The sequence below is a fragment of the Georgenia sp. Z1344 genome (genome assembly GCF_049856295.1).
In the GTDB taxonomy this organism is placed as follows: domain Bacteria; phylum Actinomycetota; class Actinomycetes; order Actinomycetales; family Actinomycetaceae; genus JB111.
In genome coordinates this window covers 263,402-288,528 of the sequence record NZ_JBNDMZ010000003.1, presented here as the reverse complement: position 1 = coordinate 288,528, position 25,127 = coordinate 263,402, and the positions used below count along the sequence as shown (strand labels likewise).

General features: G+C 74.1%; 28 protein-coding genes, 1 tRNA gene and 1 pseudogene. 17 read left to right on the top strand and 13 right to left on the bottom strand.

The features are described from left to right. The first annotated feature begins 154 nt into the window (after positions 1-154). Positions 155-415 (top strand): GlsB/YeaQ/YmgE family stress response membrane protein, encoded by a 261-nt coding sequence (locus tag ACPYO6_RS04855; RefSeq protein WP_425713762.1) that lies wholly within the window; start codon positions 155-157, stop codon positions 413-415. A 131-nt stretch (positions 416-546) separates the two neighbouring features. Here the strand turns inward: ACPYO6_RS04855 and ligD are convergent, their stop codons facing one another. Further along, complete coding sequence (gene ligD, locus ACPYO6_RS04850) at positions 547-1,671, bottom strand: non-homologous end-joining DNA ligase (protein WP_425713761.1); 1,125 nt, start codon at positions 1,669-1,671, stop codon at positions 547-549. Positions 1,672-1,932: 261 nt separating this feature from the next. Between ligD and ACPYO6_RS04845 the strand changes: the two genes are divergently transcribed. After that, positions 1,933-3,261 carry an MFS transporter gene (locus ACPYO6_RS04845; RefSeq protein WP_425713760.1) on the top strand — a complete coding sequence of 443 codons (1,329 nt, stop codon included), beginning with the start codon at positions 1,933-1,935 and terminating at the stop codon, positions 3,259-3,261. A 32-nt stretch (positions 3,262-3,293) separates the two neighbouring features. Here ACPYO6_RS04845 and ACPYO6_RS04840 read toward each other — a convergent pair whose 3' ends face one another. The 5 genes from ACPYO6_RS04840 to ACPYO6_RS04820 all read right to left on the bottom strand — a co-directional run bounded on the left by ACPYO6_RS04840 (position 3,294) and on the right by ACPYO6_RS04820 (position 6,225). Beyond that, positions 3,294-3,530: a hypothetical protein gene (locus ACPYO6_RS04840; RefSeq protein ID WP_425713759.1), complete on the bottom strand. Its 237-nt coding sequence runs from the start codon at positions 3,528-3,530 to the stop codon at positions 3,294-3,296. Positions 3,531-3,540: 10 nt separating this feature from the next. Further along, positions 3,541-3,807: a DUF7218 family protein gene (locus ACPYO6_RS04835; RefSeq protein WP_425713758.1), complete on the bottom strand. Its 267-nt coding sequence runs from the start codon at positions 3,805-3,807 to the stop codon at positions 3,541-3,543. A gap of 130 nt (positions 3,808-3,937) precedes the next feature. Further along, a complete protein-coding gene (locus ACPYO6_RS04830; RefSeq protein ID WP_425713757.1) occupies positions 3,938-5,131 on the bottom strand; it encodes a zinc-dependent alcohol dehydrogenase in 1,194 nt (397 codons plus the stop codon). Positions 5,132-5,168: 37 nt separating this feature from the next. Continuing rightward, positions 5,169-5,456, bottom strand: a complete 288-nt coding sequence (locus ACPYO6_RS04825) for a WhiB family transcriptional regulator (RefSeq protein WP_425713756.1) — start codon at positions 5,454-5,456, stop codon at positions 5,169-5,171. 34 nt (positions 5,457-5,490) lie between these two features. After that, the gene (locus ACPYO6_RS04820; protein WP_425713755.1) at positions 5,491-6,225 is read right to left on the bottom strand and encodes a sigma-70 family RNA polymerase sigma factor; all 735 of its coding nucleotides are present in this window, start codon (positions 6,223-6,225) and stop codon (positions 5,491-5,493) included. Positions 6,226-6,568: 343 nt separating this feature from the next. Between ACPYO6_RS04820 and ACPYO6_RS04815 the strand changes: the two are divergent. From ACPYO6_RS04815 to ACPYO6_RS04800, 4 genes and pseudogenes are all read left to right on the top strand, one after another. After that, positions 6,569-6,802, top strand: a pseudogene (locus ACPYO6_RS04815) (SDR family oxidoreductase); the annotation flags it as partial. A gap of 14 nt (positions 6,803-6,816) precedes the next feature. Next, positions 6,817-8,163: a cytochrome P450 gene (locus tag ACPYO6_RS04810; protein WP_425713754.1), complete on the top strand. Its 1,347-nt coding sequence runs from the start codon at positions 6,817-6,819 to the stop codon at positions 8,161-8,163. Then, positions 8,150-8,371, top strand: coding sequence for a hypothetical protein (locus ACPYO6_RS04805; RefSeq protein WP_425713753.1), 222 nt, complete (start codon positions 8,150-8,152; stop codon positions 8,369-8,371). The genes ACPYO6_RS04810 and ACPYO6_RS04805 overlap by 14 nt, the downstream gene beginning before the upstream one ends. Continuing rightward, positions 8,368-10,032 (top strand): NAD-dependent epimerase/dehydratase family protein, encoded by a 1,665-nt coding sequence (locus ACPYO6_RS04800; RefSeq protein WP_425713752.1) that lies wholly within the window; start codon positions 8,368-8,370, stop codon positions 10,030-10,032. Before ACPYO6_RS04805 ends, ACPYO6_RS04800 begins: the two co-directional genes overlap by 4 nt. A gap of 4 nt (positions 10,033-10,036) precedes the next feature. On the opposite strand, the gene ACPYO6_RS04795 is transcribed toward ACPYO6_RS04800, so the two are convergent. Beyond that, positions 10,037-10,795: an ANTAR domain-containing protein gene (locus ACPYO6_RS04795; protein ID WP_425713751.1), complete on the bottom strand. Its 759-nt coding sequence runs from the start codon at positions 10,793-10,795 to the stop codon at positions 10,037-10,039. Positions 10,796-11,015: 220 nt separating this feature from the next. Here ACPYO6_RS04795 and ACPYO6_RS04790 point away from each other — a divergent pair, with 220 nt between their 5' ends. From ACPYO6_RS04790 to ACPYO6_RS04780, 3 genes are read left to right on the top strand one after another with little or no spacing between them, the layout of a single operon-like run. After that, positions 11,016-11,465, top strand: a complete 450-nt coding sequence (locus ACPYO6_RS04790; protein WP_425713750.1) for a hypothetical protein — start codon at positions 11,016-11,018, stop codon at positions 11,463-11,465. A gap of 28 nt (positions 11,466-11,493) precedes the next feature. Continuing rightward, a complete protein-coding gene (locus ACPYO6_RS04785; RefSeq protein WP_425713749.1) occupies positions 11,494-12,540 on the top strand; it encodes a nitronate monooxygenase in 1,047 nt (348 codons plus the stop codon). 33 nt (positions 12,541-12,573) lie between these two features. After that, entirely contained in the window at positions 12,574-13,056 is a 483-nt protein-coding gene (locus ACPYO6_RS04780; RefSeq protein WP_425713748.1) for a nucleoside deaminase, read from the top strand. 129 nt (positions 13,057-13,185) lie between these two features. Here ACPYO6_RS04780 and ACPYO6_RS04775 read toward each other — a convergent pair whose 3' ends face one another. From ACPYO6_RS04775 to ACPYO6_RS04765, 3 genes are read right to left on the bottom strand one after another with little or no spacing between them, the layout of a single operon-like run. Next, positions 13,186-13,659 carry a hypothetical protein gene (locus tag ACPYO6_RS04775; RefSeq protein WP_425713747.1) on the bottom strand — a complete coding sequence of 158 codons (474 nt, stop codon included), beginning with the start codon at positions 13,657-13,659 and terminating at the stop codon, positions 13,186-13,188. A 12-nt stretch (positions 13,660-13,671) separates the two neighbouring features. Beyond that, positions 13,672-14,349 (bottom strand): MFS transporter, encoded by a 678-nt coding sequence (locus tag ACPYO6_RS04770; RefSeq protein ID WP_425713746.1) that lies wholly within the window; start codon positions 14,347-14,349, stop codon positions 13,672-13,674. A 12-nt stretch (positions 14,350-14,361) separates the two neighbouring features. After that, entirely contained in the window at positions 14,362-15,324 is a 963-nt protein-coding gene (locus ACPYO6_RS04765) for a helix-turn-helix transcriptional regulator (protein WP_425713745.1), read from the bottom strand. Positions 15,325-15,385: 61 nt separating this feature from the next. Here ACPYO6_RS04765 and ACPYO6_RS04760 point away from each other — a divergent pair, with 61 nt between their 5' ends. Together ACPYO6_RS04760 and ACPYO6_RS04755 are read left to right on the top strand one after the other, a co-directional pair. Further along, positions 15,386-15,997: a DinB family protein gene (locus ACPYO6_RS04760; protein WP_425713744.1), complete on the top strand. Its 612-nt coding sequence runs from the start codon at positions 15,386-15,388 to the stop codon at positions 15,995-15,997. Beyond that, positions 15,994-16,455 carry a VOC family protein gene (locus ACPYO6_RS04755; RefSeq protein WP_425713743.1) on the top strand — a complete coding sequence of 154 codons (462 nt, stop codon included), beginning with the start codon at positions 15,994-15,996 and terminating at the stop codon, positions 16,453-16,455. Before ACPYO6_RS04760 ends, ACPYO6_RS04755 begins: the two co-directional genes overlap by 4 nt. Positions 16,456-16,468: 13 nt before the next feature. Here the strand turns inward: ACPYO6_RS04755 and ACPYO6_RS04750 are convergent. Beyond that, positions 16,469-16,541: transfer RNA gene (locus ACPYO6_RS04750), tRNA-Lys, on the bottom strand. 91 nt (positions 16,542-16,632) lie between these two features. Here ACPYO6_RS04750 and ACPYO6_RS04745 point away from each other — a divergent pair. After that, positions 16,633-17,031 carry a VOC family protein gene (locus ACPYO6_RS04745; protein ID WP_425713742.1) on the top strand — a complete coding sequence of 133 codons (399 nt, stop codon included), beginning with the start codon at positions 16,633-16,635 and terminating at the stop codon, positions 17,029-17,031. An 11-nt stretch (positions 17,032-17,042) separates the two neighbouring features. On the opposite strand, the gene ACPYO6_RS04740 is transcribed toward ACPYO6_RS04745, so the two are convergent. After that, positions 17,043-17,564: an NUDIX hydrolase gene (locus tag ACPYO6_RS04740; RefSeq protein WP_425713741.1), complete on the bottom strand. Its 522-nt coding sequence runs from the start codon at positions 17,562-17,564 to the stop codon at positions 17,043-17,045. A 4-nt stretch (positions 17,565-17,568) separates the two neighbouring features. Further along, complete coding sequence (locus tag ACPYO6_RS04735) at positions 17,569-18,390, bottom strand: transglutaminase-like domain-containing protein (protein ID WP_425713740.1); 822 nt, start codon at positions 18,388-18,390, stop codon at positions 17,569-17,571. 117 nt (positions 18,391-18,507) lie between these two features. Between ACPYO6_RS04735 and ACPYO6_RS04730 the strand changes: the two genes are divergently transcribed. The 5 genes from ACPYO6_RS04730 (at position 18,508) to pstS (ending at position 25,047) form a co-directional block, all read left to right on the top strand. Next, positions 18,508-19,152, top strand: a complete 645-nt coding sequence (locus tag ACPYO6_RS04730) for a hypothetical protein (protein WP_425713739.1) — start codon at positions 18,508-18,510, stop codon at positions 19,150-19,152. A 44-nt stretch (positions 19,153-19,196) separates the two neighbouring features. Next, on the top strand, positions 19,197-20,108 hold the full coding sequence (gene mshD, locus ACPYO6_RS04725; RefSeq protein ID WP_425713738.1) for a mycothiol synthase: 912 nt from the start codon (positions 19,197-19,199) through the stop codon (positions 20,106-20,108). Between the two features lie 43 nt (positions 20,109-20,151). After that, positions 20,152-22,479 carry an RNA degradosome polyphosphate kinase gene (locus ACPYO6_RS04720; RefSeq protein ID WP_425713737.1) on the top strand — a complete coding sequence of 776 codons (2,328 nt, stop codon included), beginning with the start codon at positions 20,152-20,154 and terminating at the stop codon, positions 22,477-22,479. Beyond that, complete coding sequence (locus tag ACPYO6_RS04715; RefSeq protein WP_425713736.1) at positions 22,476-23,447, top strand: NUDIX hydrolase; 972 nt, start codon at positions 22,476-22,478, stop codon at positions 23,445-23,447. Before ACPYO6_RS04720 ends, ACPYO6_RS04715 begins: the two co-directional genes overlap by 4 nt. 346 nt (positions 23,448-23,793) lie before the next feature. Continuing rightward, positions 23,794-25,047, top strand: a complete 1,254-nt coding sequence (gene pstS, locus ACPYO6_RS04710; protein WP_425713735.1) for a phosphate ABC transporter substrate-binding protein PstS — start codon at positions 23,794-23,796, stop codon at positions 25,045-25,047. The last annotated feature ends 80 nt before the right edge of the window (positions 25,048-25,127 follow it).

Sequence of the window (25,127 nt, the reverse complement as noted above, 5' to 3'; positions counted from 1 at the left end):
GCGGGCGACCGTGCGGGGGCCTCCCGATAACGCGGTGCCGAACCGTGACTTTCCCCTCGCCGCGCCTGCGTGCGGTTGTGCGCAGATGGTGCAACAGTAGGCCCGCTGTCACAACAGGGGGCTGCCCACCGGCCCCCGGACAAGGAGGCACATCATGTGGTCGTTCATCTCTCTCGTCGTCGTCGGTGCCATCATGGGCGCCCTCGCCCGGCTCTTCATGAAGGGTGACCAGAACCTCGGCATCCTGTGGACCATCATCCTCGGCGCGCTCGGAGCGCTCGCCGGCGGGTGGATCGCGGACTCGCTCTTCGACGGCTCCACGATCGTCACCTGGATCGCGGGCGTCGTGCTCGCGATCGTCTTCATCACGATCTTCATCGCGGTCCGTGGCCGCGCGGGTCGCGCAGCACGCTGACCCGTGGGGCTCTGACCCCGGGGCGCCACCCGGCGCCCGCACCGGGCGGTCGACCGACCGTCCGACCTGCACGGCCCGGAGGGGCCGGCTCCCGACCGGGGGCCGGCCCCTCCGGCACGTCCGGCGGTCGGTCAGTGGTTGCGGAGCAGGTCGACGAGCTCCGCCTTCCTCAGGTCGGAGTAGCCGCGGAGGCCGAGATCCCGCGCGCGGCGCCGCAGCTCGGCGACCGTGCGGTCCTCGTAGCGCCCCGTGCCCGTGCCGTCCCCCGTGGTCCCCGTGCCCGTGCCGTCCTCCGTCGTCCCTGCGTCGCCGTCCTCCTCGACCGGCATCGCGGCGCCGTGGCGGGTGCCCGCGCGGCCCTCGAGCGGAGCGATGACGTCCATCGGGTCGCCGACGTCCCGCACCCGCTCGAGCACCTCGTCGATCGTCAGCTGGCGCAGGTCCGCGTCCTCGAGCTCGTCCCAGGAGCGTGGGACCGCGACGGTGGGTCGCGTGCGCCCCCGCATCGAGTACGGCGTGACCGTGGTCCGCGCCGCCCGGTTCTGGCTCCAGTCGATGAGCACCTTCCCGCGCCGCACGTCCCGGCGGATCGTGCTGACGACGAGGTCCGGGTGCTCCTCCGCCATCTCGCGGGCGAGCCGTGCGGCGGCCTCGGCCACCTCGTCGCTGGTCGCCGAGCCGTCGAGCCCGGCGTAGACGTGCACCCCCGTGCTGCCGCTCGTCACCGGCACCGAGGTGAGGCCCAGGTCGTCGAGCCGGGGCCGCAGCAGCCGGGCCACCTCGACGCACTCGGCGAGCCCCGCGCCCTCCCCGGGGTCGAGGTCGAGGACGAGCCGGTCGGGCGGGAGCTCCTGCCTCGCCGCCGGCCCGAACCGCCACTGCGGCACGTGGATCTCGAGCGTCCCCATCTGGACGAACCAGGCGAGCGTCGCGGCGTCGTCGGGCAGGGGATAGGTGTTGACGTGGTCGGCGTGCTGCTGCTCGCGGCGCGGCACCCAGTGCGGGACGCTGCCGGGCAGGTCCTTCGCGAAGAACGACTGGCCGGGATCCTGCGCGGTCCCGACGCCGTCCGGCCACCGCTTCCGGGTCGCCGGCCGGCCCGCGCCGTGCCGCACGACGAGGGGAGCCACGGCGACGACGTAGTCGACGACGTCGCGCTTCGTCGTCCCGGTCGACGGGTACATCACCTTCTCGGGGTGCGTGAGACGCACCCGGCGGCCGTCGATCTCGACCGTGTCGCGGTCGGGGTCGGCCATCGTGGCCCCCTCTCGGTGCGGGGACCGGTGCCCCGCCGATGGTGAGCCCGACGCTACCCCCGGCCGCCCCGCCCCGCCCGCCGGCGCTCGAGCGGGTGCCCGAAGATCCCGCAAGCGGCACCGGGGTGAGGATTCGCACGACCGGCATAACGGCGTACCCGATGTCAGGATCATCGGCGGCCCGGAATCCACGGGCCCGACCCCTCCGACCGGTCCTCCGGCGCGAGCCGGGCGAGCCGAGACGGGAACGGATGGTCAGCAGTGGTCGACGAGCGCGCGCAGGCGGCGGACGGCACGACGGCGGACGGCACGTCCCCCACGCGACCGGCCGGCAGGGTCCGCCTCTGGACGGCCGACCTCGTCCTCGCGTGGATCGTCAACTTCCTCCTCGCCTTCGTCTTCTACTTCCTCGTCACGACGATGGCGATGTACGCCGTCGACCGGTTCGCGGCGGGGGAGACGGCCAGCGGCCTCGCGTCCTCGATCTTCGTCATCGGCTCGACCGTCGCGCGCCTCTTCGCCGGGTGGCTCGGTGACCTCCTCGGGAAGCGGCGCGTCCTCACCTGGTCGCTCATCGCGTTCGTCGTCGCGTCGCTGGCCTACCTGCTCGTCGACTCGCTCGGCCTGCTCCTCGCGGTCCGCGCGATCCACGGCGTGGCGTTCGCGCTGGCCAGCACCGCGGCGATGGCGATCGCGCAGTCCGTCATCCCGGCCGTCCGGCGCGCCGAGGGCACCGGCTACTTCTCGCTCAGCATGACGCTCGCGACGGCGGTCGGCCCCTTCCTCGGCCTGATGCTGTGGAACGGGCCCGGCGCCACCGCGATGTTCGTCGTCGCCTCCGCGGCGGCCGTCCTCGCGATGGTCGTCTCCCTGTTCCTGCGCACCCAGGACGAGCCCATCCCCGACGACGAGCGCGCCCGCATGCGCCGCCTCGACCCGGCCCAGATGCTCCATCCCGCCGTCCTGCCGATCGCCTCGTTCATGCTCGTCATGGCGATCGCGTACTCGGGCGTGCTCACCTACCTCAACTCCTACGCGGAGGCAGCGAACCTCGTCGCGGGCGCCGGCGCGTTCTTCCTCGTCTACGCGGTCGTCATGTTCCTCACCCGGTTCTTCTTCATGGGCACGCTGCAGGACCGACGGGGCGACAACGTCGTCGTGGGCATCGCCGTGGTCGCGTTCGCCGCCGGCCTCGCCGTCCTCGGGCTCGCGACCGCGGACTGGATGGTCGTCGTCGCGGGCGCGCTCATGGGCCTCGGCTACGGCACGCTCATGTCCGCCCTGCAGGCGATCGCCGTGTCCAAGGTGCCCATGCGGCGCGTGGGCCTCGCCATCTCGACGCACTTCTTCATGGTCGACCTCGGCGTCGGCGTCGGGCCGGTCATCCTCGCCCAGCTCCTGCGCGTGACCGGCTACGCCGGGATGTACCTCGTGCTCGCCGGCGTCGTCGTCGTGTCCCTCGGGCTTTACCACCTCGTCCACGGACGGACCGCCGCGACGGGCGGCGCGCACGCCGCACCGTCACCTGCCCCCTCGCCGCAGGGCGAGCGTCCGACGTCGGACGAGCGCGTCACCGGTCGGACGGCCTGACGACCGCGGGCCGACCGGCGGCGGGCCGGGCCTCAGGCGCTGTCGGTGAGGTCGGCCGCGGTGACCTGACGCGCGCAGTGGCTGCAGCAGTACGACGTGCCGTCGACGTCGACCCCGTGGCCGACGACCCGGCACCCGCAGTGGGCGCAGGTCGGCGCCACCGCGTGGATGGCGCACTCGAACGAGTCGAAGTCCGCGGTCGTGCCGTCGTGCGTGGTGATCGTGAAGGTCTTCTCGTAGCTGTTCCCGCACGTGGCGCACATGGCCATGGCGTCCCCCTCAGTGGTTGCGGAGCAGGTCGACGAGCTCCGACTTCCTCTTGTCGGAGTAGCCCTCGATGCCGAGCTCCTTCGCCCGGTCCTTGAGCTCCTCCACGGTCCAGTCCTCGTAGCTGCCGGCCTCCCCGCCGCGGCGGCCGACCTCCTTCTTGCCCTCGTTCGCCGCGGCGTTCGAGATGCGGGCCGCCTTCTCCTTCGACGCGCCCTCGTCCCGCAGCTCCTCGTACATCTCGGGCTTCTTCAGGCTGGGTGTCTCGTCCCTCGGCATGTCGTCTCCCTCCTCGTCGGCGCGTGAGCCGCGCCGCTGGTCGAGCCTCCCGGGCCTCGTACCCGATCCGCCGGGAGTCAAACAGCCGGCGCACCGGGCGGCAGATCGGCCGCCGCACCGGCGCGCCCCGTCAGGCCCGGGGGTCGAGGACGACCTTGACGCAGCCGTCCTCCTTCTTCTGGAACATCGCGTACGCGGCCGGCGCCTCCTCGAGCGGCAGCCGGTGCGTGCGCAGGTCGAGGACGCCGAGCGGGTCCTCGCGGTCCATGACGACGGGCAGCAGCTCGTCGACCCAGTGGTGGACGTTGGCCTGCCCCATCCGCACGGTCAGCTGCTTGTCGAACATCTCCAGCAGCGGCAGGGGATCCTGGGCGCCCCCGTACACGCCGGAGACGGAGACCGTGCCGCCGCGGCGCACGGCGGAGATCGCGGTCCGCAGCGCGGCCAGCCGGTCGACGCCGGCGTGCTCCATCAACGGGGCGGCGACGGCGTCCGGCAGCTTCGCCATCGCCCGGTGGGCGACGCCGGCCACGGGGGAGCCGTGGGCCTCCATCCCGACGGCGTCGATCACCGCGTCCGGGCCCTCGCCGTCGGTCCGGTCCCGCAGGGCGGCGGTGACGTCGTCGACCTCCCGTTCGTCGATCACCTCGATCTCGTGCCGCGCCGCCATCGCCAGCCGCTCGGGCACGCGGTCGACGCCGATCACCCGACCGGCACCCAGGTACCGGGCGACGCGCGCGGCCAGCTGGCCGACCGGCCCCAGCCCGAGCACGACCACGGCGCACCCCGGCTCCACCTGCGCGTAGCGCACGGCCTGCCAGGCCGTCGGCAGGATGTCGGAGAGGTAGAGGTAGCGCTCGTCCGGCTCGCCGTCGTCCGGCACGCGGACGAGCCCCGCGCCGGCGTGGGGGACCCGCAGGTACTCCGCCTGGCCGCCGGGCACCTGGCCGTAGAGCTTGGTGTAGCCGAACAGGGCAGCCCCGCTGCCGTGCTCGCGCACCTGCGTGGTCTCGCACTGGCTGTGCAGGCCGCGCGCGCACATCCGGCACCTCCCGCACGCGATCGGGAACGGGACGACCACCCGGTCGCCGACCGAGACGTCGGTGACCTCCGCCCCGACCTCTCGCACGATGCCCATCGTCTCGTGGCCGAGGACGTCCCCCGGGTCGAGGAAGGCGCCGAGGACGCTGTAGAGGTGCAGGTCCGAGCCGCAGATCGCGGTCGAGGTCACCTCCACCACGGCGTCGGTCGGCTCGACGACAGTCGGGTCGGGGACGTCCTCGACGCTGACGTGCTCGGGCCCCTGCCAGGTCAGTGCGCGCACGTGATCCTCCTCTCTTCGGCAGTGCGTCCTCGGTGCATCAACCGGCCCTCCGCTCGGAGCGGTAGGCGGCCTGCCGGTCGTCCTCGCTCATGCCGCCCCAGACCCCGTACGGCTCGCGGACGGCGAGCGCGTGCTCACGGCAGGCGTCGATCACGGGGCAGGCCGCGCACACCGCCTTGGCGGCCTCGTCGCGGCGCCGCCGGACCTGGCCGCGCTCGCCCTCGGGGTGGAAGAAGTCCTCGGGGTCGACCTCGCGGCACGCCCCCTCGAGCTGCCAGCTCCACACGTCCAGCAGCGGTTCGGGAAGTCGGGACAGTTCAGCCATCGGGTGCCTCCTGTGGTCGTCGCGCACGCGGCCCTCAGGCGGCGCGCGTCCTTGGCGTGGTGGCGGTCGTACCGGTGGGGGACGGCGCCGCCGTGCCCCGCCGTGACGCCGCGGCCGGTGTCCCCGCGGCCAGCCTGAGCGTGGCGAGCACGCGGCCGAGCCGGCGGGACACCTGCATCTGACTGACGCCGAGCACGTCGGCGATCTCCTGCTGGGTGTGCTCCTCGACGAACCGCATCCGCAGGAGCACGCGGTCGGACCCGGTCAGCCGCCCGCGCAACGGCGCGAGGCTCGCGAGCTCCTCGACCCGCTCGAACGCCCCGTCGTCGGCGGCCGGCAGATCCTCGCCGATCGGGCGGGTGCCCGGGCCGGGAGCGGCGTCGATCGACTGCGGTGCGAAGCATCCGACGGCGGCGCGGGCCTCGCGGACCGCGTGCACGTCGTGCCCGAGCGAACGCGCGAGCTCGGCGTCGGAGGGTGGGGACGCGTGGCGCTGGAGGTGCTCGTCGACCACCCCGCGGATCTCGATCTGCAGCTCCTGCACGGGCCGCGGGGGGCGGACCATCCACCCGCCGTCGCGGAAGTGGCGCTTGAGCTCACCGAGGATGGTGGCGGTCGCGTAGGCGGCGAGACTGCCGCGACCGGCGTCGAAACCTCGCACGGCCTTGACCAGCCCGAGGTAGGCGACCTGCTCGAGGTCCTCCGGCTCCGGTCCGCGGCCCCGGAACCGGCGGGCGAGGGCGCGGGCGAGCCCGAGATGCTCGAGCACCGCGTCGTCGTGGTCGGCGTGAGCCGGGTCGGGCGACGGTTCCTGGCCGCGAGATTCGCCGCCGCGTCGGCGTGCGGTGCTGCGTCGCCCGGATCGGTGGGTGCGGGAGCGCCGGCTCCCACGGTGGTCAGCTGTCGGTCGTACGTTCACGGAGGTCCCCCGAGCAGAACGTGCGCGTCCTGGCGGCTGCATCACCAGGTCTCCAATCTTGCCGAGTCCGTGACGTGTGTCAAACGGAGGCCCTCGGTTTGCCGGACGTCCCCGCGGGTACGTCAGGGGCATGCCCACCCCGCACCGATCCTCCGACGACGAACGGGAGCACGCGATGTCCGACGACGTCCGCAGCACCACGTCGATCGTCGCCCACCAGCCCCCGCCCGTGCTGCTCGACCACGCGGCGACGAAGGCCGCGATCAACAGCTTCAGCACGAACCTCGCGCAGCAGCTCGCCCCGCGGGGCATCCGGGTCAACGCCGTCGCGCCCGGTCCGATCTGCACGCCGCTGCAGCCCTCGGACGGTCAGCCGACCGAGGAGCTGCCCGAGCTCGGGCGGTCGACGCCGCTGGGCGTCACCGGCGGGATGATCGGACCGTGACCGGGCTCGTCACGCTCGGCCGCCGGGACACCGCACGCGCCGTCACGGGCGTCCTGCTGCCGCTGCTCGTCCGCGGCATCATCGTGCGCCGGCCGCGCGCGACCGCCCTCGTCGACCGGCTCGACGCCGACCGCCGCGCCGCCGACGTCCTCGCCGCGCTCCGCGAGCGGTACGGGCCCGGACCCGTCCGGCTGCGCCTGCCGCTGCGAGAGATCGCGCTCCCGCTCGACGTCGGTGACGTCGAGCGACTGCTTGGTGACGTCGACACGTTCACCCCGGCCAACCGGGAGAAGGTGGCCTCCCTGAGCCACTTCCAGCCGGCGGGCCTGCTCGTCTCCGACGCCGCACGGCGCCGACTCCGCCGGCCGTTCAACGAGGCCGTCCTCGACCACGGGGCGGACCTGCACCGCCTGCACGAGACGTGCGTCCGTGCGGCCGACGAGGAGATGGGCGCGCTCACCGGGCCGGACCTCACGTGGGATCGGCTGCGCGCCTCGTTCGGTCGCGTCGCCCGCCGCGTGACGCTCGGGGACCTGGCGCGGGACGACACCCGCGTGACCACGGTCCTCGACCAGCTGCGGGCCCGGGCGAACTGGGCCTGCCTCGTGCCGCGGAGCACGGCGAGGATGCGCGAGCTCGCCGCCTCGCTGCGCGGGTACGTGCTCACGGCCGACCCGAACAGCCTCGCCGGCCTCGTCGCCGCCGCACCGGCCGCGCGGGGCACCGCGAGCACCGGCCAGCTCCCGCACTGGCTGTTCGCCTTCGACGCCGCCGCCATCGCGATCCATCGGGCACTCGCGCTGCTGGCGATCCACCCCGAGGCCCAGGAGCGCGTGCGGGCGGAGGACCCGGCCGACCACCGGGGACTGCGGCCGGCCGCGCGGTCCACCGTGCTCGAGTCGCTCAGGCTGTGGCCGACCACGCTCGCGATCCTGCGCGACTCCACGACCCCGACCACGTGGCGGGACCGCGAGGCCGCCACCGGGACGGGGTTCGTCGTCGTGTCGACGTTCTTCCACCGGGACCCGCGCCGCCGCGGCTGGGCCGACCGGTTCACGCCCGAGGCGTGGACCGACGGACGCGCCGAGGCGGACCGGGGACTCGTGCCGTTCAGCGCCGGACCCGCCCGGTGCCCGGGGAGAACGCTCGTGCTCGACGTGACGAGCGAGGTGCTCGCCGCGCTCGTGCGCCGGTACGACGTCGGCCTGGCGGACCCGGCCGACCTGTCCGCCGACGCGCCGCTCCCGCGCACCCTCGCACCGGGCAGGGTGCGACTCACCCTGACGCCGAGGGTCGGCGTCGGGCACGCACAGGAGAAGGAGACCAGCCATGCCCGACCGTAGGGACGACCCCACGACCGAGGAGCTCACCGGAACCGGGGAGGCGCTCGCCGGCGACCCCGCGCAGCGGGAGGAGCCGGGCGACCGCCCCACCGGCCGGCCGTCGCAGGCGGAGGGGGAGGACCCGTCGGACGCCCACTCCGAGGACCACCCCGAACCGCCCGGCGGACATCCCTCCCAGGCCGAGGGCGAGCCGGAGGACGGACCGTGAGGGTCGCCGTCGTCGGAGCCTCCGGCAACGCCGGCACCGCGGTGCTGCGCGCACTGGCCGGATCCGCGGAGGTCGACGAGATCGTCGCCATCGCCCGGCGGTTGCCCGAGCCCGACGCAGAGCCGTACGCGTCCGCCACGTGGCACCGCATCGACCTCGCGCTGCCGGCGCGCACCCGGGAGCACGAGGACCGGCTGATCGACGAGATCGCCACGGCGATCCGCGGCGCGGACGCCGTCGTGCACCTGGCCTGGCTCATCCAGCCGAACCGGCAGCGCGACCTCCTGCGGCGAGCCAACGTCACCGGGACGGCGCGGGTCGCCGAGGCGGCGGCACGGGCGGGGGTCCCGCACCTGGTCGTCGCCTCCTCGGTGGGTGCCTACTCACCGGTCGACGACGACACGCCCCGCGACGAGTCCTGGCCCACCGAGGGGATCCCCACGTCCCACTACTCGGTGGACAAGGCCGCCCAGGAGCGGGTCCTCGACCACTACGAGGAGCAGCACCCCGACCTGCGGGTCGCACGCCTGCGCCCGGCGCTCGTCTTCGGGAGCGAACCGGCCGCGGAGATCCGGCGGTACTTCCTCGGTCCGCTCGTCCCCGCCGGGTTGCTGCGGCCCGGGCGGCTGCCCGTGATGCCCGTGCCGACGGGTCTGCGCCTGCAGGTCGTCCATGCCGACGATCTCGCCGACGCCTACCTGCGGGTCGTCCTCGAGCGGGCGGCGGGACCCTTCAACATCGCCGCCGACCCCGTGCTCACCGCGCAGGACCTGGCGGACGTCCTCGACCACGGCCGGCTCGTCCGCGTCCCGCCGCGGCTGCTGCGGCCGGCCGTCTCGCTCGCGTGGGAGGCACGCGCGGTCGCCGCCGACGCCGGATGGCTCGACATGGGCATGGCCGTCCCGGTGATGGATGCGACGCGCGCCCGCACGGAGCTCGGCTGGCACCCCCGGCACGACGCCGGCAGCGCGCTGCGCGCGCTCCTGACGGGGATCGCCGACGGGACCGGGATGCCGAGCACTCCGATGCGGCCGGCCGAGGCGTGGCCGACCGACGCCACCCCGGCCGGCGGCGCGCTGCGGTTCCGCGCCCAGGAGTCCGGCGGGACGCCCGCCGCTCACCGGGTTCCCGCGACGCTCGACCGGCACCTGCTCGGCCTCTACCTCTCCGACCACCTCACGGGGGCGACGGGGGGCAGCGCACGCGCGCGACGCATGGCCGACGCCCACGGCCGCACGGAGCTCGGCCCCGAGCTGGCGGACCTGGCGGAGCAGATCGAGTCCGAGCGGCTCTTCCTCCGTGACCTCGTCGAGACGCTCGACCTGCGGCCACGCGCGCACCGCCAGGTGGCGGCGTGGGCGGCCGAGCGGATCGGCAGGCTCAAGCTCAACGGACGGCTGGTGGACTCGCCCATGACACCGGTGCTCGAGACCGAGCTCCTGCGCAGTGCCGTCATCGGCAAGCTGGGCGTCTGGGAGGTGCTCGCGCGCCTCGCCGACGAGCTCGGGCTGCCCCGAGCGGTGTTCGACCAGCTCGCCGACGACGCCCGTCAGCAGGCCGAGGTCATCGGCCGGCTGCACGACCGGGTCACCGGCCACGCCTTCGCCACGGCGCGCCAGAAGGACGGGCAGGAGCGGAAGGTCGCGGCGCCCGGTGAGTGAGCGCTCAGCCCGATTCGGTGTCGGAGGACACGGTCCCGTTGCCGGCGGGCTGGTGCTCGCGTCCGGCGTCGGACGGGGGGGTGCGGTGGGAACGACGGTGCTCGACCACCCACTCGGCGACCTCGCGGAGCTTGATGTTGTGGTCCTGGGAGTGCCGCCGGAGGAAGGCGAACGCCTGGTCGGCCTCGAGGTCGAACCGCTCCATGAGGATCCCCTGGGCCTGACCGACGAGCTTGCGCGAGTCGACGGCGACCTTCAGCCCCTCGTGCTCGTGCGCCGACGCGATCGCGACCGAGGCGTGCCGGGAGAAGATGTGGGTGACCGCGACGTCCTCCTCGTCGAAGGCGTCCCGCCGGGCCGAGTAGAGGTTGAGCGACCCGTACCGGCGCTCCTGCGTGCGCAGGGGCACGCTGAGCACGCTGCGGAACCCGAGGGCGGCGACGGCCGGGCCCCAGGCCGGATAGCGCGCGTCCGCCCCGACGTCCCCGGAGACGTACTCGCCGCCCTCGGCCGCGGTCAGCGCGTCGAGGCACGGCCCCTCGTCGAGGTGCAGCTGCAGGTGGTGGGCCTCGGCGACCGCCCTCGACGTGGCGGCGGCGGTCTCGAGCCGGTCACGGGCGTGGGTACGCATGATGCCGGCGTCGTCGCACGTGACCGCGGAGCGGGCGTAGTCCGCGATCCGCTCGATCGTCGTGCGACTCCCGGCACCGGACCCGGCCTGCAGGTCGAGCGCCATCCGGGAGAAGAAGTCCTCGTCCGCCACCACACCTCCGTCGTCCGGGCGGCGTGCGTACCCCCGGGTGGGCGCGGTCCGGCGCGAGCGGCCGACCGTCACCGAGGCACCAGTCTACCGACTCCTCGGGCGGCCGCACCGGTCTCGGGCCCGGCCGACGGAGACGGGTGGCGCGGGGGACGCGGCCTGCCAGGGACCGCCGGGCGGGCGCCGACGTGCGGGCCGCAGGAACAAGGAGGACGATCGACGCATGCGTGACACGACCGTGGCTGTGCTGGGCGACGGGGGGCGCGCGGAGCTCGTGATCGCCGACGCGCTCGCCGATCGCGGCGCCCGCCCGCACCTGTTGTCCGTGGACCTGGGCTGGCTGACCTCCGTGCGCGCGGCCGTGGCCCGGCTCGACTCGCACGCGGGCGCCGTCGCCGTCCGCTCGCTCGCCGAGGGCGACGTCGAGGGGGCGAGGCTCGTCGCGGTCGGCCCGGTGGCCGCGGACGAGGACGGGTGGGAGACCGTGTGCCGTCGCTGCGGGGAGCGCAACGACGTCACGCTCGTGCGGACGACCGCGCCCCCGCCCGACGCGGACCGGCGCCACCCGGTCCACCCCGCGTTCGCGGCGCTCGCGGAAGCGGTCGCGGACGAGCTCGACCGGGTGGGACCGGGCGCACGAGTCGTCGAGCTCCCGCCGCCTCCCGGGCCATGAGCGCCGGCCGGTCACTAGGCTCGAGGCCGTGCTCACCCCCGCTGACCTGACCGTTCCGCTCATCGCTGCCCCGATGGCCGGAGGGCCGTCGACGCCCGAGCTCGTCGCCGCCGCCGAGCAGGCCGGCGGGACCGGATTCCTCGCGTCCGGCTACGGCGGGGTCGACGCGCTGCTCGAGCAGGTCCGCCGAGCGCGCGAGCTCGGCGCCACCCGGTTCGGCGTCAATCTCTTCGTCCCCGACCCCGAGGCCGCGGACCTCGACGCCGCCCTCGCCTACCGCGACGCCCTCGCGCCCCTGGCCGTCGAGCTCGGCATCGACGAGCTCGGTACGCCGCGCCAGGACGACTCCGGGTTCGACGCCAAGGTCGAGGCCCTGCTCGCGGACCCGGTGCCGCTCGTGTCCTTCACGTTCGGCCTCCCGAGCGGGGAGACGATCACCCGGTTCCACGACGTCGGCACCGCCGTGTGGGTCACCGTCGCGCACGCCCGGGACGCCGAGGCCGCGGCGGCCGCCGGCGTGGACGCGGTCGTGGCGCAGGGGCCAGAGGCGGGCGGGCACCGGTCGACGTTCGCCGTCGTCGACACCCCGGACGACGCCCCGCTGGGCGAGCTGCTGCGCTCCGTGCGCGCGGCGGTGGACGTGCCCGTGGTCGCGGCCGGCGGGCTGACGACGGGGGAGGAGGTGGCGCGGGCGCTCGAGGTCGCGGATGCCGTCCAGGTCGGCACCGCGCTGCTCGACTCCGACGAGGCCGGCACCTCTCCCGGCCACCGCGCCGCGCTGCGCGACCCCGCTCTCACCGCGACCGCCGTCACCCGCGCGTTCACCGGCCGCCCCGCGCGCTCGCTCGTCAACGACCTCGTCCGGCGGTTCGACGCCGTGGCGCCCGCGGCCTACCCCGCGCTCAACCACGTGACCTGGCCGATCCGGCAGGACGGCGGTGCGGCGGGCGACACCCGGTTCATCCCGCTGTGGGCGGGGCAGCGGTGGCAGGACGCGCCGAGCGGCCCGGCCGCGCGGATCGTCGCCGACCTGTGGGCCGATGCGCAGGCGGCCGGGGCCGGCCGACGCGGCTGACACCCACCGACCGTCGACGGGCAGGATGGCGGCATGATCACCGACACCGACCGCGCCTTCCTCGTCCGCGCCGTCGAGCTGGCCGAGGCGGCGCTCGAGTCCGGTGACGAGCCGTTCGGATCCGTTCTCGTCGCGCCCGACGGCCACGTCCTTCTCGAGGACCACAACCACGTCTCCGGCGGGGACCGTACGCGGCACCCCGAGCTCGTCATCGCCCTTTGGGCTGCGGAGCACCTCGAGCCCGGCGTCGCGGCGCGGTGCGTCGTCTACACCTCGGGCGAGCACTGCGCGATGTGTGCGGCCGCCCACGGCTGGGCGGGGCTGGGGCGGATCGTCTACGCGTCGTCGACCGAGCAGCTGACGCAGTGGTCGCGCGAGCTCGGGCTCCCGTCCGGACCGCTCGCGAGCCTGCCGATCCAGGCGGTCGTACCCGGCGCGGTCGTCGACGGGCCGGACCCGGAGCTCGCCGAGCGGGTGCGCGCTCTGCACGCGGCGAGAGCCGACGCCCGGCGCTGACGGAAGGGACGCCCACAGCGGTTCGGTCGCTCAGCCGTCCGACGGCCCCGGCCGGTCGCGTTCATCTGGCTCGTCACGTTCACCTGGCTCGCCCCGTCGACCTGGCTAGCGCCGCTTGCCCGGCTTGCCTCACGTGCCCTGTCCGTCGGCCTCGCCTCGCCCACCCGGCTCCCGCAGCGTGGCGAACATCAGCCAGCTGATCGCGGGCATGAGGACGAGCGGGGCGAGCGCCACCTGCAGCGACGTGCGGTCGGCCAGGGCGCCGATCCCCGGGCTCGCCAGGCCGCCGACGCTCACCGCGAGGCCCAGGGTCACCCCGCTCGCCGTCCCCACCCGGCTGGGCAGGTAGTCCTGGCCGAGCGTGATCTGGAGCGAGAAGGGCGTGTACATGCCGATCGACGCGAGCGCGAGGAACGCGTAGATCGAGTAGCCGGGAACCCACACGACCCCGGCCACCGCGACCGTGCTGACGACGTACGCCCACCGCGAGACCCGGACCCGGCCGAACCGCTGGGCGAGGGCGCCGCCGAGCATCGAGCCGACGATGCCCCCGAGATAGAGGACGAACAGCGCGACGAGGCCGGCGCTCTCGCCCCCGTCCACGCGCTCGGCCGCCTACAGCGAGACGAACGCGCCGAGCCCGACGAACGCGATCGAGCGGGTGGCCACTGCGAGGCTGAGGCGGCCGAACGAGGACCAGTCGTCGGGGCGGACGGGTGTCGCCGTCGTGCGGGAGGTCGCGACCTGCCGGGTGAGGACGCGGACGACGGGCAGCGTGAGGACCGCACCGACGAGCGCCGGGAGCACGAGCGCGGGCGTGAGTGCGAGGCCGCCGATCCCCACGCTCAGCCCGACGACGACCGGCGCGAGGGCGAACCCGACATTGCCGCCGGTGGAGAACCAGGCCATCGCCGTGTGGCTGCCGGCGCTCGCCGTGCGCGCGAGCCGGGCCCCCTCCGGGTGGTACGCCGCGACGCCGATGCCCGAGACCCCGATGAAGATCAGGGTGAGGACGTAGTTCTCGCTCACGCCGCCCAGGGCCACGCCGAGCCCGCCGAGGACCGTGCTCACCGGGACGAGCCACGGCATCGACCACCGGTCCGTCAGCGCGCCGAAGAGCGGCTGGACGATCGAGGAGACGAGCGAGGCGGCGAGGACGATCGCCGACGCCGCCGCGTACGTGTAGTCCCGCTCGGCGACGAAGAAGGGGACGAGCGCGGCGACCGCCCCCTGGTAGACGTCGACGCACGCGTGGCCGACTGCCAGGAGGGCGATCGAGGTGCGCCGGCGCATGGGCGGAGTCTGTCAGTCGCCTGTACCGGCCATCCGCGACAGCCGCTGCGCCAGCCGGGCCGCCGCCTCGCGCAGCTCGGGCGGCTCGAGGATCTCGGCGTCGTAGCCGAGGGAGGCCACGTGCATGGCGATCCAGTCGAGCTCCGTGCCGCCGGAGATGAGCACGCACCACCCGTCGGCCTCCTCCTCGACGCGCCCGGCGGTCGCCGGGACGAGCGCCCGCACGTCCTCCGCGGCCGCCCGCAGGCGGACCCGGGCGACGAACGCGTAGGGCGACGTCGTCACCGACTGCTGGACGTACTCGACCGGGTCGGGATGGTCGCGCGGGGTGAAACGCCAGGTGGAGGCCTCGACCTCGCTCATCCTGTCGAGCCGGAACGTGCGCCAGCCGTCCCGGCCGACGTCGAAGGCCATGAGGTACCAGTGCATCCCCACGGACACCATGCGCACGGGCTCGGCCGTCCGCTCGCGCTCATCGCCGCTGCGCGCCGTGTACCGGAAGCGCACCCGGACCGAGTCGCGGCAGGCGCGCGCGAGGCGGACGAGCAGGTCGGCGTCGATCGTCGAGTGGGGGCCGACGACGGCTCCCGTCGCGTCGTAGAGCGCCCGCACCTCGGCGCGCAGGCGCGGCGGCAGCACCTGGTCGAGCTTGGTGAGCGCGCGCAGCGCAGCCTCGCCCACGCCGGCCACCGTGCCACCGGCGGCCAGGCGCAGGGACAGGGCGGTGGCGGCGGCCTCGTCGGCGTCGAGCAGGAGGGGAGGGAGGCGCGTCCCGGCGCCGAGCCGGTACCCGCCGCCGATCCCGGGCGCCGCCTCCACGGGGTAGCCGAGCCGGCGCAGCCGCTCGACGTCGCGCCGCACCGAGCGCGGCGTGACGTCGAGCTCGTCGGCGAGCTCGGTGGCCGTCCACTGTGAGCGGTGCTGCAGCAGCCCGAGCAGCCGCAGCACCCGTTCGGTCGTCCCCTCGGTGCGCATGCGGACACTCTTCCACCGAACGCGGACCGAATCTGTCCTTGTTCTCCGTCACGGTGTGGTCATGAGCGAACCGACAGCGACCCTGACCGACACGTCCTGGAACGCGCTGCTCCGGGACCAGACCGACTGGCACCTGACCAACCAGGTCCGCGAGCGCCTCACCGGGCTGACCGACGACGAGTACCTCTGGGAGCCCGCCCCCGGTGCCTGGAACGTCCGCCCGCGCGGGACCGGGACTGCCCCCGTCCAGGCGGGCTCCGGCGAGATGACGATCGACTTCGCCTTCCCGCCGCCCGAGCCCGCCCCGATGACGACGATCGCCTGGCGCCTCGGCCACGTCATCGTCGGCGTGCTGGCGGTGCGCAACGCGGCCCACTTCGGCCGCGCGGCCACCGACTACCAGTCCTTCGACTACGCGCCGACGGCGGACGCAGCCCTCGCCCAGCTCGACGAGGAGTACGCGCGGTGGACCGAGGGGGTCGCGAGCCTGGGGGAGGAGGGCCTCGCCCGTCCCTGCGGCGAGGCGGAGGGCCCGTTCGCCGAGGACCCGATGGCGCGGCTCGTCCTGCACATCAACCGCGAGCTCGTCCACCACCTCGCCGAGGTCGCCCTCCTGCGCGACCTCTACCTGCACACGACGGGCGAGAGCTCCGGAGGGGCGGTGCAGTCATGAGTGCGACGGTCCAGATCACGTTCGACGCCCACGACCCGCGCGCCCTGTCGATCTTCTGGCGCGAGGTCCTCGGCTACGTCCACCCGGCGCCGCCCGGCGTCGACCTGCCCGACGGCGCCGACCCGCTCGCCGCCTGGGACGAGTTCCTCGAGGCCGCCGAGGTGCCCGAGGAGCTGCGGAACTCCTCGTCCGCTCTCGAGGACCCGGACGGCGTGGGCCCGCGGATCTTCTTCCAGCAGGTCCCCGAGGACAAGGTGGCGAAGAACCGCGTCCACCTCGACGTCCGCACGGCCTCCGACCTCAGCGGCGAGCCGCGGATGGCCGCGCTCGAGGCCGAGTGCGACCGCCTGGTCGGGCTCGGGGCGTCGCGGCTGCGTCGGCACGAGCCCGAGCCGCCCCTGAGCATCGGCTTCATCGTCATGGCCGACCCGGAGGGCAACGAGTTCTGCCTCGACTGACCCGCAGGCCGAGTAGGCCCCGTGGGGCTCGAACCCACAACCCACGGATTAAAAGTCCGTTGCTCTACCGATTGAGCTAGAGGCCCGCGAGCGCACAGGTTACGTCGGGATCGGAGCGACGCGTGAATCCCGACGACGACGAACCACCGACCACCCACCCACCGAGAGGGCACCCTGATGAGCACGCTGCACGGACTGACCACGATGGTCCTCACCGCCGACGACGTCGACGCCGCCGCGCGCTGGTACGCCGACGTCCTGGGCGCCGAGCCCTACTTCCGGCGCCCGGAGACCGGCCCCGCGGCCTACGTCGAGTTCCGGGTCGGACCGGACGAGGACGAGCTCGGCCTCATGGACCGCAGCTACCTGCCGGGCGCGGCGGGCCCGGGGACGTCGACCACGTACTGGCACGTCGACGACGTCGCGACCACGCTCGCCGACCTCCTCGCGCGCGGCGCCACCCCCGCCGAGTCGTTGACCGAGCGCGGGGAAGGATTCGTCACCGCGTCGGTGATCGACCCGTTCGGCAACATGCTCGGCCTCATGCACAGCCCGCACTGGGCCGGCCGGCACTGACGTCGACCGACTCAGCCGGCCGGCGGCTCTTCGGCCGGCGGCTGTCCGCCCGTGAACCGCGCGGGGGCGTCGGGGTCGAGCGCGGCGTCGATGCGCTCGCGCATGTCGTCCGTCATCTCCGGCAGGTCCGTCAGGTCGAACCACCGGGCCTCGGTGTTCTCCTCGTCGGCGGGGTAGGGCTCGCCGGAGACCCACGAGCAGCGGAAGGCGAGGGTGACGTACTGCGCGACGTCGCCGTTCGGGTACGTCATCGGCCCCGAGGTGCTCACGTGCACGAGCCGGTCCGCCCGCGCCCGCACGCCGGTCTCCTCGAGCACCTCGCGCACGGCCGTGTCCGCCACCTGCTCGCCCGGGTCGACGATCCCGGACACCGGAGTCCACCTGCCGTTGTCCGCGCGCCGCACGAGCAGGACCTGGTGCTGCGCGGGGGAGGTGGGGTCCTCCCGGACGACCACCGCGGAGGCGCCCGTCATCCACAGCAGGGCGTGCCCCACGTGCTCGCGGAGCTCGAGGATGAAGTCGGGGGTCGGCACGGTGTCAGGCGATCTGGACGGGGTCGGCGTGGTCGTCGGCGGGCAGGTCGCCGTCGATCGTGGCCGTGACCTGCAACGTCCGGAAGTTGATCCCGCCGCCGTAGGAGGAGAGGAAGGCGTTGTCGGCGGCGTCGCGGCCGGTCGAGATGCGCAGGAGGGGCCGGCGGGGCGCGAGACGCGTCGCGTCGATCGCGTGCCAGCGGTTCTCGTGCCACGCCTCGGCCACGGCGTGGAAGTCCATCGGGGAGAGCCCGGGCGCGTACACCGAGGTCACGCGGGCGGGCACGTCCATCGCGCGCAGGAGGGCGACGACGAGGTGCGCGTAGTCCCGGCACACCCCCTGGCGGGCGAGCATCGTCTCGACCGCGCCGTCGGTCGGCCGAGAGGAGTCCCGGACGTAGGCGAGCGACGTGTTCACCCACGACTCGACGGCACGGACGAGCTCGAGGCCCGTCAGCCCGGCGAACTGCGAGCGCGCGAACCGGAAGAGGCGGTCGGACTCGGCGTACCTCGAGGGGCGCAGGAACTCGAGCAGCTCGGCCGGCTCGTCCATGTCGCCGAGGTCCCCGTCCCCGCCGACCTGCGCCTCGTAGTCGAGCGTGAGCGGCGTGCCGAGCTCGGTGTCGTCCGGCAGGTCGAGGACGTGGGTGACGGTGCCGTGCCGGCCGACGAACTCGACGAGGTCGACCTCGCTCTCCCCGAGCCGGCAGACGAGCCGCTCGTCGATCGTCAGGCCCGGCTGGCGGGCCACCGAGACGAGGAAGGCGAGGCGGGTCGCGCCGCGGCGGGTGGTCATCTGGAGGCTGGCGGTGACGGAACGCTGCACGCTCGCCAGCGTAGGTGCCACCGCACGAGCGCTCGACCCGGAGGCCTCCGGCGACGAGATGCGCGACAATGGCGGACGCCGCCCGGCCGTCCGCCGGGCACGCCGAAGGAGGTCGACATGAACGAACCACGACGACCCCGCCGGCCCGCGATGCTCGACCCCGCCGTGGCGGAGGGCATCGAGGGCGACGAGGACCCGGCCACCCGGTCCGAGCTCGCGCACACGACCGCGCGCCTCATCGTCGACGGCGGCCGCCGCGACTCCGGGACCGACCCCGACCTGCTCGACCGGCTCGTCACCCTCGTCGACTCCGAGGGCCTCGACACGATCGCCGAGCTCTGGTCGCGCAGCCCCGCCGCCACGCTGCCCGGCGCGCTGTGGCGGCTCTACCTGCTGCGCGAGTGGGTGCGCCGCGACCCGGCCACCGTGGCCGCCCGCTACCGCGAGGGGCTCACCCGCGCCGAGGTGGCCGGCGCCGTCGCCGGCGTGGCTGCGCCCAACGGTCCCGACGAGGTCGTCGGCGTGGTCGACCAGGTCCTCTCCGGCGTCTACGCCGGTGACCTCGCCGTCGCGCTCGACCGCGCGGCCGCGTTCCTCCGCGTGCTCGCGACCGGGTCCGCGCTGCACGCGGACCACGAGGAGTCCGAGGGCGACGGCGCCGACCTCGCGTTCGAGATCACCCGCCGCGCCGGCGGGCTGCTCGGCACTGCGGAGGACCTCGAGGCCGCCGCCACCCTGCACGGCAGCGGCCAGCTCGACTGAGCCCCGCCCACCAGCACGTGCCCGACCGAACGGGAGATCCACCCATGCGCACCGCCGACCGCCTGAGCGCCGACGAGGCCGACGCCGTCCGAGCACTCGCCGCCGAGGCCAAGGCCGCCGACGGGGTGGGCCCCCTCGACGAGCAGACCCTCCTCCGGCTCGCCCCCGACTCCGCCCGCGCGGCCACGCACCTGCTGCTCGAGGACGAGGACGGCGCGCTGCTCGGCTACGCCCAGGTCGCCGACGGCTCGGGCGAGCTGGTCGTGGCCCCCGCCGCCCGGCGGCGCGGACTCGGCCGGCAGCTGCTGGTCGCGGCGCGTGAGATCGGCGGCGACGTCTCGGTGGAGGGGACGTCCGGTACCGACGCGGGCCTCGCCGTCTGGGCGCACGGCGACCTCCCCGGCGCCCAGGCGCTCGCGGGCTCGCTCGGCCTCACGCGCGTGCGCGAGCTCCTGCGGATGGGGGCCCAGGTCCGCACCGACGACGCGCCACAGCCGCCGGCCGGGACCCGGATCGAGACCTTCGACGTCGATGCGCACGCCGAGCCCTGGCTGCGGGTCAACGCGCGGGCGTTCGCGACCCACCCCGAGCAGGGGCGGATGACGCGCGCCGACCTCGACGAGCGTCTCGCGCAGCCGTGGTTCGACCCCGAGCTGCTCCTCCTCGCGTACGACGAGGCGGCCGACGACGACGGACCCCGCGCCCCCGATCCGCTCGGTTTCATCTGGATGAAGCCGGGCGATCCGGGCGAGGCGGAGCTGTACGTCCTCGGCGTCGACCCGTCGGCGCAGGGCCGCGGACTCGGCCGCGACCTCACGGCCCGCGGCCTGGCGGAGGTGGCCGCGCGCGGGCGGAGCTCGGTCGACCTCTACGTCGAGGGGGACAACGCGCCGGCGCTCGCGACCTACGAGCGGCAGGGCTTCGCGGTCGTCGAGCGGCACAGCCAGTACGCCTGACCCTCCGCAGCGCCACCTGACCGCGAGGTGGTTGGATGGCGCCATGAGCTCCTCCTCCGCGCCGCACGGCACCGACGAGCACACCCCCGACCTGCACGAGGACCGCGAGGACGTCGAGGCGCGGGTCGCGCGGCAGCTGACCGGCGAGGGCGCCCAGGGCGGCCCGGGCGACTCCGCCACCGACGGTCCGCCGACCTTCGTCATCCAGGGCAGCCCCGCGGACCCCGAGGACGAGGAGCCCGCGACGGCGGACGGCGACCTGCCGGACGACCGCTTCGCCGACCGCGAGATCAGCTGGCTCGCCTTCAACCAGCGGGTGCTCGAGCAGGCGGAGGACCAGAGCCTCCCGATCCTCGAGCGCGCGTGGTTCCTCGGCATCTTCGCCTCCAACCTCGACGAGTACTTCATGGTCCGCGTCGCCGGCCTCAAGCGCCGGATCAGCACGGGCCTCGCGGTGCCGGGCGCATCCGGCCTGAGCCCGCGGCAGGTTCTCGAGCGCATCGGGGCCGGCGCGCAGGAGCTGATGTCCCGCCACGCGAAGGTCTTCCTCGACGACGTGCAGCCCAAGCTCGCCGAGGAGGGCATCGACATCCTCCACTGGGGCGAGCTCGCGGACAGCGAGAAGGAGCGCCTGCACAAGTTCTTCCGCACCCAGATCTTCCCGGTGCTCACGCCGCTCGCGGTCGACCCGGCGCACCCCTTCCCCTACATCTCGGGCCTCTCGCTCAACCTCGCGGTCCTCGTGCGCAACCCCGAGACGGGGATGGAGCACTTCGCCCGCGTCAAGGTGCCGGCGCTGCTGCCGCGGTTCATCGCCGTCGACGCCGAGGGCCGCCCCTACCGCCCGGAGGACGTGCCGGAGGACGCGGGCGGCCGCACCTCCTACGTCCCGCTCGAGGAGATCATCGGGCAGCACCTCGACGCCCTGTTCCCGGGCATGGAGATCGTCGAGCACCACACGTTCCGCGTCACCCGCAACGAGGACCTCGAGGTCGAGGAGGACGACGCCGAGAACCTGCTCCAGGCCCTCGAGAAGGAGCTCTCCCGCCGGCGCTTCGGCCCGGCCGTCCGCCTCGAGGTCGAGGAGCACATCTCCGAGCGGGTGCTCGACCTGCTCGCGCGCGAGCTCGGCGTCGGCGAGCAGGAGATCTACCGCCTGCCCGCGCCGCTCGACCTCACGGGCCTCAACGTCATCCACGACCTCGACCGCCCGCACCTCAAGTATCCCAAGTACGTGCCGGTCACGGCGGCGGGCCTGGCGAAGGTCGAGTCGGCGAACCCGACCGACATCTTCGCCGCCATCCGCGAGCGCGACGTCCTCCTGCACCACCCCTACGACTCGTTCTCCACGTCGGTCCAGCAGTTCCTCCAGCAGGCCGCGAAGGACCCGAAGGTCCTCGCCATCAAGCAGACGCTGTACCGCACCTCGGGCGACTCGCCGATCGTCGACGCCCTCATCGCCGCCGCCGAGGCCGGCAAGCAGGTCCTCGCGATCGTCGAGATCAAGGCCCGGTTCGACGAGCAGGCGAACATCGAGTGGGCGCGCAAGCTCGAGGAGTCGGGCGTCCACGTCGTCTACGGGATCGTCGGCCTCAAGACGCACTGCAAGCTGTCGATGGTCGTGCGCCAGGAGGCGGACGGGCTGCGCCGCTACTGCCACGTGGGCACCGGCAACTACCACCCGAAGACGGCCCGCGGCTACGAGGACATCGGGATGTTCACGTGCCACCGCGACGTCGGCCAGGACCTCACGCGCCTGTTCAACCAGCTCTCCGGCTACGCGCCGAGCACGAGCTACCACCGCCTGCTCGTGGCCCCGCGCGACATCCGCCCCGGCCTGCTCGAGGGCATCGAGAAGGAGATCGCCCACCACGAGGCGGGCCGCCCCGCGTGGATCAAGATCAAGGTCAACTCGATCGTCGACGAGCGCCTCATCGACGGCCTGTACCGGGCGAGCCGCGCGGGCGTCCCGGTCGACGTCGTGGTCCGCGGCATCTGCGCCATCAAGGTCGGCCTGCCGGGCACCGGCGCCAACCTCCGGGTCCGCTCGATCCTCGGTCGCTTCCTCGAGCACTCCCGGATCTTCGCCTTCGCGAACGACGGCGACCCGCAGGTGTGGATCGGCTCCGCGGACCTCATGCACCGCAACCTCGACCGCCGCGTCGAGGCCCTCATCCGCATCGTCGACCCCGGCCAGCGCGAGCGCCTCGTCGAGCTCGTCGACCTCGCCGCCTCGGACGAGACGTCCTCGTGGCGCCTCGGCCCCGACGGCTGGACCAGGGTCACGCACGACGCCGACGGCAACCGCCTGCGCGACGTCCAGCAGCACCACATGCGCCAGGCGCGACGGCGGGTCGCGAGCTCGAGGTGAGCCGGGGGAACGTCCGGGCCGCCGGCCTGGTCGTCTGGCGCGAGGAGGGCCGGCGGCTCGAGGTCCTCCTCGTCCACTCGCCGCGGTACGACGAGTGGGGCTTCCCCAAGGGCCACCTCGACCCGCACGAGACCCTCCAGGAGTGCGCCGTCCGCGAGGTGGCAGAGGAGACCGGCGAGCTCGTCGTCGTCGGCCAGCCCCTCGGGGTCGTGCGCTACCGGCTGCGGGACGGGCGCCGGAAGCACGTCAGCTACTGGGCGAGCAGCGCGGCGACGCCCGACGGCGCCTGGTCCCGGGTGCGCCGCGTCCCGTCGGCGGCGTCCGCCGACGAGATCGACGAGACGCGGTGGATGTCCGTGCGCGACGCCGAGAAGGCCCTCGCGCACGACCGCGACCGCGAGGTCCTCGGCCGCCTCGTCGACCAGTGGAAGGACTCCCGCCTCGACACCTGGACGGTCCTCCTCGTGCGGCACGCCCGCGCGCGGGCGCGGAAGTCGTGGAAGGGCTCCGAGGCGACCCGGCCGCTCACGGTGGGCGGCGCGGTCCAGGCGGTCGGCATGGGGTCGCTGTTCTCGGCCTACGGGGTCGAGCAGCTCGTCAGCTCGCCGTGGGAGCGCTGCCGGGCGACCCTCGCCTCGTACGCGGAGCGCGGCGGCATCGAGGTCGACCTCCACGAGGAGCTGACCGAGGCCGCCCACGAGCGCCGGAAGCGCCCCGTCCGCGACCTCGTGGCGGCCGCGCTCAGCCGCCCCACCCGGCCCACGGCGATCTGCACGCACCGCCCCGTGCTGCCCACGGTGGTCGCCACGCTGCTCGACCGGGCGCCCCACGCCCTGCGCCGCACGGTCCCGGACAAGGACCCCTTCCTGCGGACCGGCGAGATGCTGGTCGTGCACTGCGCGCGCCGGGCGCGGCACGGCCCCGTCGTCGTCGCCGTCGAGCGGGTCCGCGCCGTCGAGGACGAATGAGCGCAGACTCACCCTCCGGATGATCGCCCGTGCGCGCGGGGGTGTCCCCGGGCCGGGAACGGCCCCCGACGACGACGAACCACCACCCACCGGCTCCCCTCCAGAACGGCGTCCGCCCAGGTCGGCGCGGCTGTGGCCCGGTAGACCGGGACTGTCTGATCCCACCGTCATGCGTCCGAAAAATCCTGGTCAAGCCGTGGCCCGTGGTCAATCTGTGACTGAGGTGACTGGTCGAGTTCACCGATTGTTCACTTACGACGTGATGTCCGTACACCCGCGGTGCCTAACGTCCCCACGTGGTCGGGCTTTCCCGAACCGGACTCCACTTGTAGAGGATGGAAATACCGTGAAGCTTGCTGGTTCCCGCCGTCTGGCCGGCCTGGCCGCCGTCGGCGCTGTCGCCATGACCCTTGCCGCCTGTGGCGGCGACGACGCCGAGTCGACCGAGGAGGAGACCTCGGAGGAGGAGACCTCCGAGGAGGAGTCCTCCGAGGAGGAGGACACCGAGTCGGAGCCCGAGGAGGCCCCCTCGGAGTCCGAGTCCGAGGAGTCGCCCTCCGAGTCCGAGTCCGAGGGTGGCGACGCCGGTGCGTCCGGCCCGCAGGACCTCGGCATCGACTACGCCTCGCTGTCCGGCACGCTCAACGGCTCGGGCGCCTCCTCGCAGGAGACCGCCATGCAGGCGTGGCGTGACCAGTTCGGCCAGGAGTCGGACGTCACCGTCAACTACAACGCCACGGGCTCCGGCACCGGCCGCGAGCAGTTCGTCGGTGGCCAGGTCTCCTTCATCGGCACCGACTCCTACTTCGAGGGCGACGAGCTCGCCGCCGCCGAGGAGCGTTGCGGTGGGAACCCGATCGTCGAGCTGCCGACCTACGTGTCGCCGATCGCCGTCGCGTTCAACCTCCCGGGCGTCGACACCCTCAACCTCACCCCGGAGACCGTCGCCGGCATCTTCAACGGCGACATCACCTCCTGGGACGCCGAGGAGATCGCGGCGGACAACCCCGACGCCGACCTCCCCGCGCTCCCGGTCATCCCGGTCAACCGCTCGGACGACTCCGGTACCACGGAGAACTTCCAGCAGTGGCTGCAGGAGTCGGGCTCGGGCTGGGAGCACGAGCCGTCCGACGTGTGGCCGATCGACGGCACGCAGTCGGCCCAGGCCACCTCGGGCGTCGTCCAGCTCGTCACCGGCACCGAGGGCGCCGTCACGTACGCCGACGCCTCGCAGATCGGTGACCTCGGCACCGCCGCGATCGGCCTCGGCGACGGCAACTTCGTCGAGTACTCGGCCGAGGCCGCCGCGGCCATCGTCGACGGCTCGGAGCCCGCGGAGGGCGCCACCGAGACGCAGCTGACGATCAACCTGCAGCGCGACGGCTCGATCCCCGACGCGTACCCGATCGTCCTCATCTCGTACCACGCCGCCTGCTCGGTGTACGAGGACGAGGCCGAGGCCGCCAACGTCCAGGGCTTCCTCGCCTACATCGCCTCCGCGGAGGGCCAGTCGGCCGCCGAGGAGTTCGGTGTCGCCCCGATCTCGGACAACCTGCGTGGCCAGGTCAACACCGTGATCGAGCAGATCTCGGCCGGCTGACCCACGCCTGACCACGTCGACGGTCCGGCCCCGAGCGGGGCCGGACCGTCGACGCGCTCACCGACATCCCCTCGGGCTCG

Bases quoted from the DNA above. Each gene is read 5' to 3' on its own strand.
- ACPYO6_RS04855 (WP_425713762.1), top strand. From the start codon at position 155: ATGTGGTCGTTCATCTCTCTCGTCGTCGTCGGTGCCATCATGGGCGCC.
- ligD (WP_425713761.1), bottom strand. From the start codon at position 1,671: ATGGCCGACCCCGACCGCGACACGGTCGAGATCGACGGCCGCCGGGTG.
- ACPYO6_RS04840 (WP_425713759.1), bottom strand. From the start codon at position 3,530: ATGGCCATGTGCGCCACGTGCGGGAACAGCTACGAGAAGACCTTCACG.
- ACPYO6_RS04835 (WP_425713758.1), bottom strand. From the start codon at position 3,807: ATGCCGAGGGACGAGACACCCAGCCTGAAGAAGCCCGAGATGTACGAG.
- ACPYO6_RS04825 (WP_425713756.1), bottom strand. From the start codon at position 5,456: ATGGCTGAACTGTCCCGACTTCCCGAACCGCTGCTGGACGTGTGGAGC.
- ACPYO6_RS04805 (WP_425713753.1), top strand. From the start codon at position 8,150: ATGCCCGACCGTAGGGACGACCCCACGACCGAGGAGCTCACCGGAACC.
- ACPYO6_RS04790 (WP_425713750.1), top strand. From the start codon at position 11,016: ATGCGTGACACGACCGTGGCTGTGCTGGGCGACGGGGGGCGCGCGGAG.
- ACPYO6_RS04780 (WP_425713748.1), top strand. From the start codon at position 12,574: ATGATCACCGACACCGACCGCGCCTTCCTCGTCCGCGCCGTCGAGCTG.
- ACPYO6_RS04770 (WP_425713746.1), bottom strand. From the start codon at position 14,349: ATGCGCCGGCGCACCTCGATCGCCCTCCTGGCAGTCGGCCACGCGTGC.
- ACPYO6_RS04765 (WP_425713745.1), bottom strand. From the start codon at position 15,324: ATGCGCACCGAGGGGACGACCGAACGGGTGCTGCGGCTGCTCGGGCTG.
- ACPYO6_RS04760 (WP_425713744.1), top strand. From the start codon at position 15,386: ATGAGCGAACCGACAGCGACCCTGACCGACACGTCCTGGAACGCGCTG.
- ACPYO6_RS04755 (WP_425713743.1), top strand. From the start codon at position 15,994: ATGAGTGCGACGGTCCAGATCACGTTCGACGCCCACGACCCGCGCGCC.
- ACPYO6_RS04745 (WP_425713742.1), top strand. From the start codon at position 16,633: ATGAGCACGCTGCACGGACTGACCACGATGGTCCTCACCGCCGACGAC.
- ACPYO6_RS04730 (WP_425713739.1), top strand. From the start codon at position 18,508: ATGAACGAACCACGACGACCCCGCCGGCCCGCGATGCTCGACCCCGCC.
- mshD (WP_425713738.1), top strand. From the start codon at position 19,197: ATGCGCACCGCCGACCGCCTGAGCGCCGACGAGGCCGACGCCGTCCGA.
- ACPYO6_RS04720 (WP_425713737.1), top strand. From the start codon at position 20,152: ATGAGCTCCTCCTCCGCGCCGCACGGCACCGACGAGCACACCCCCGAC.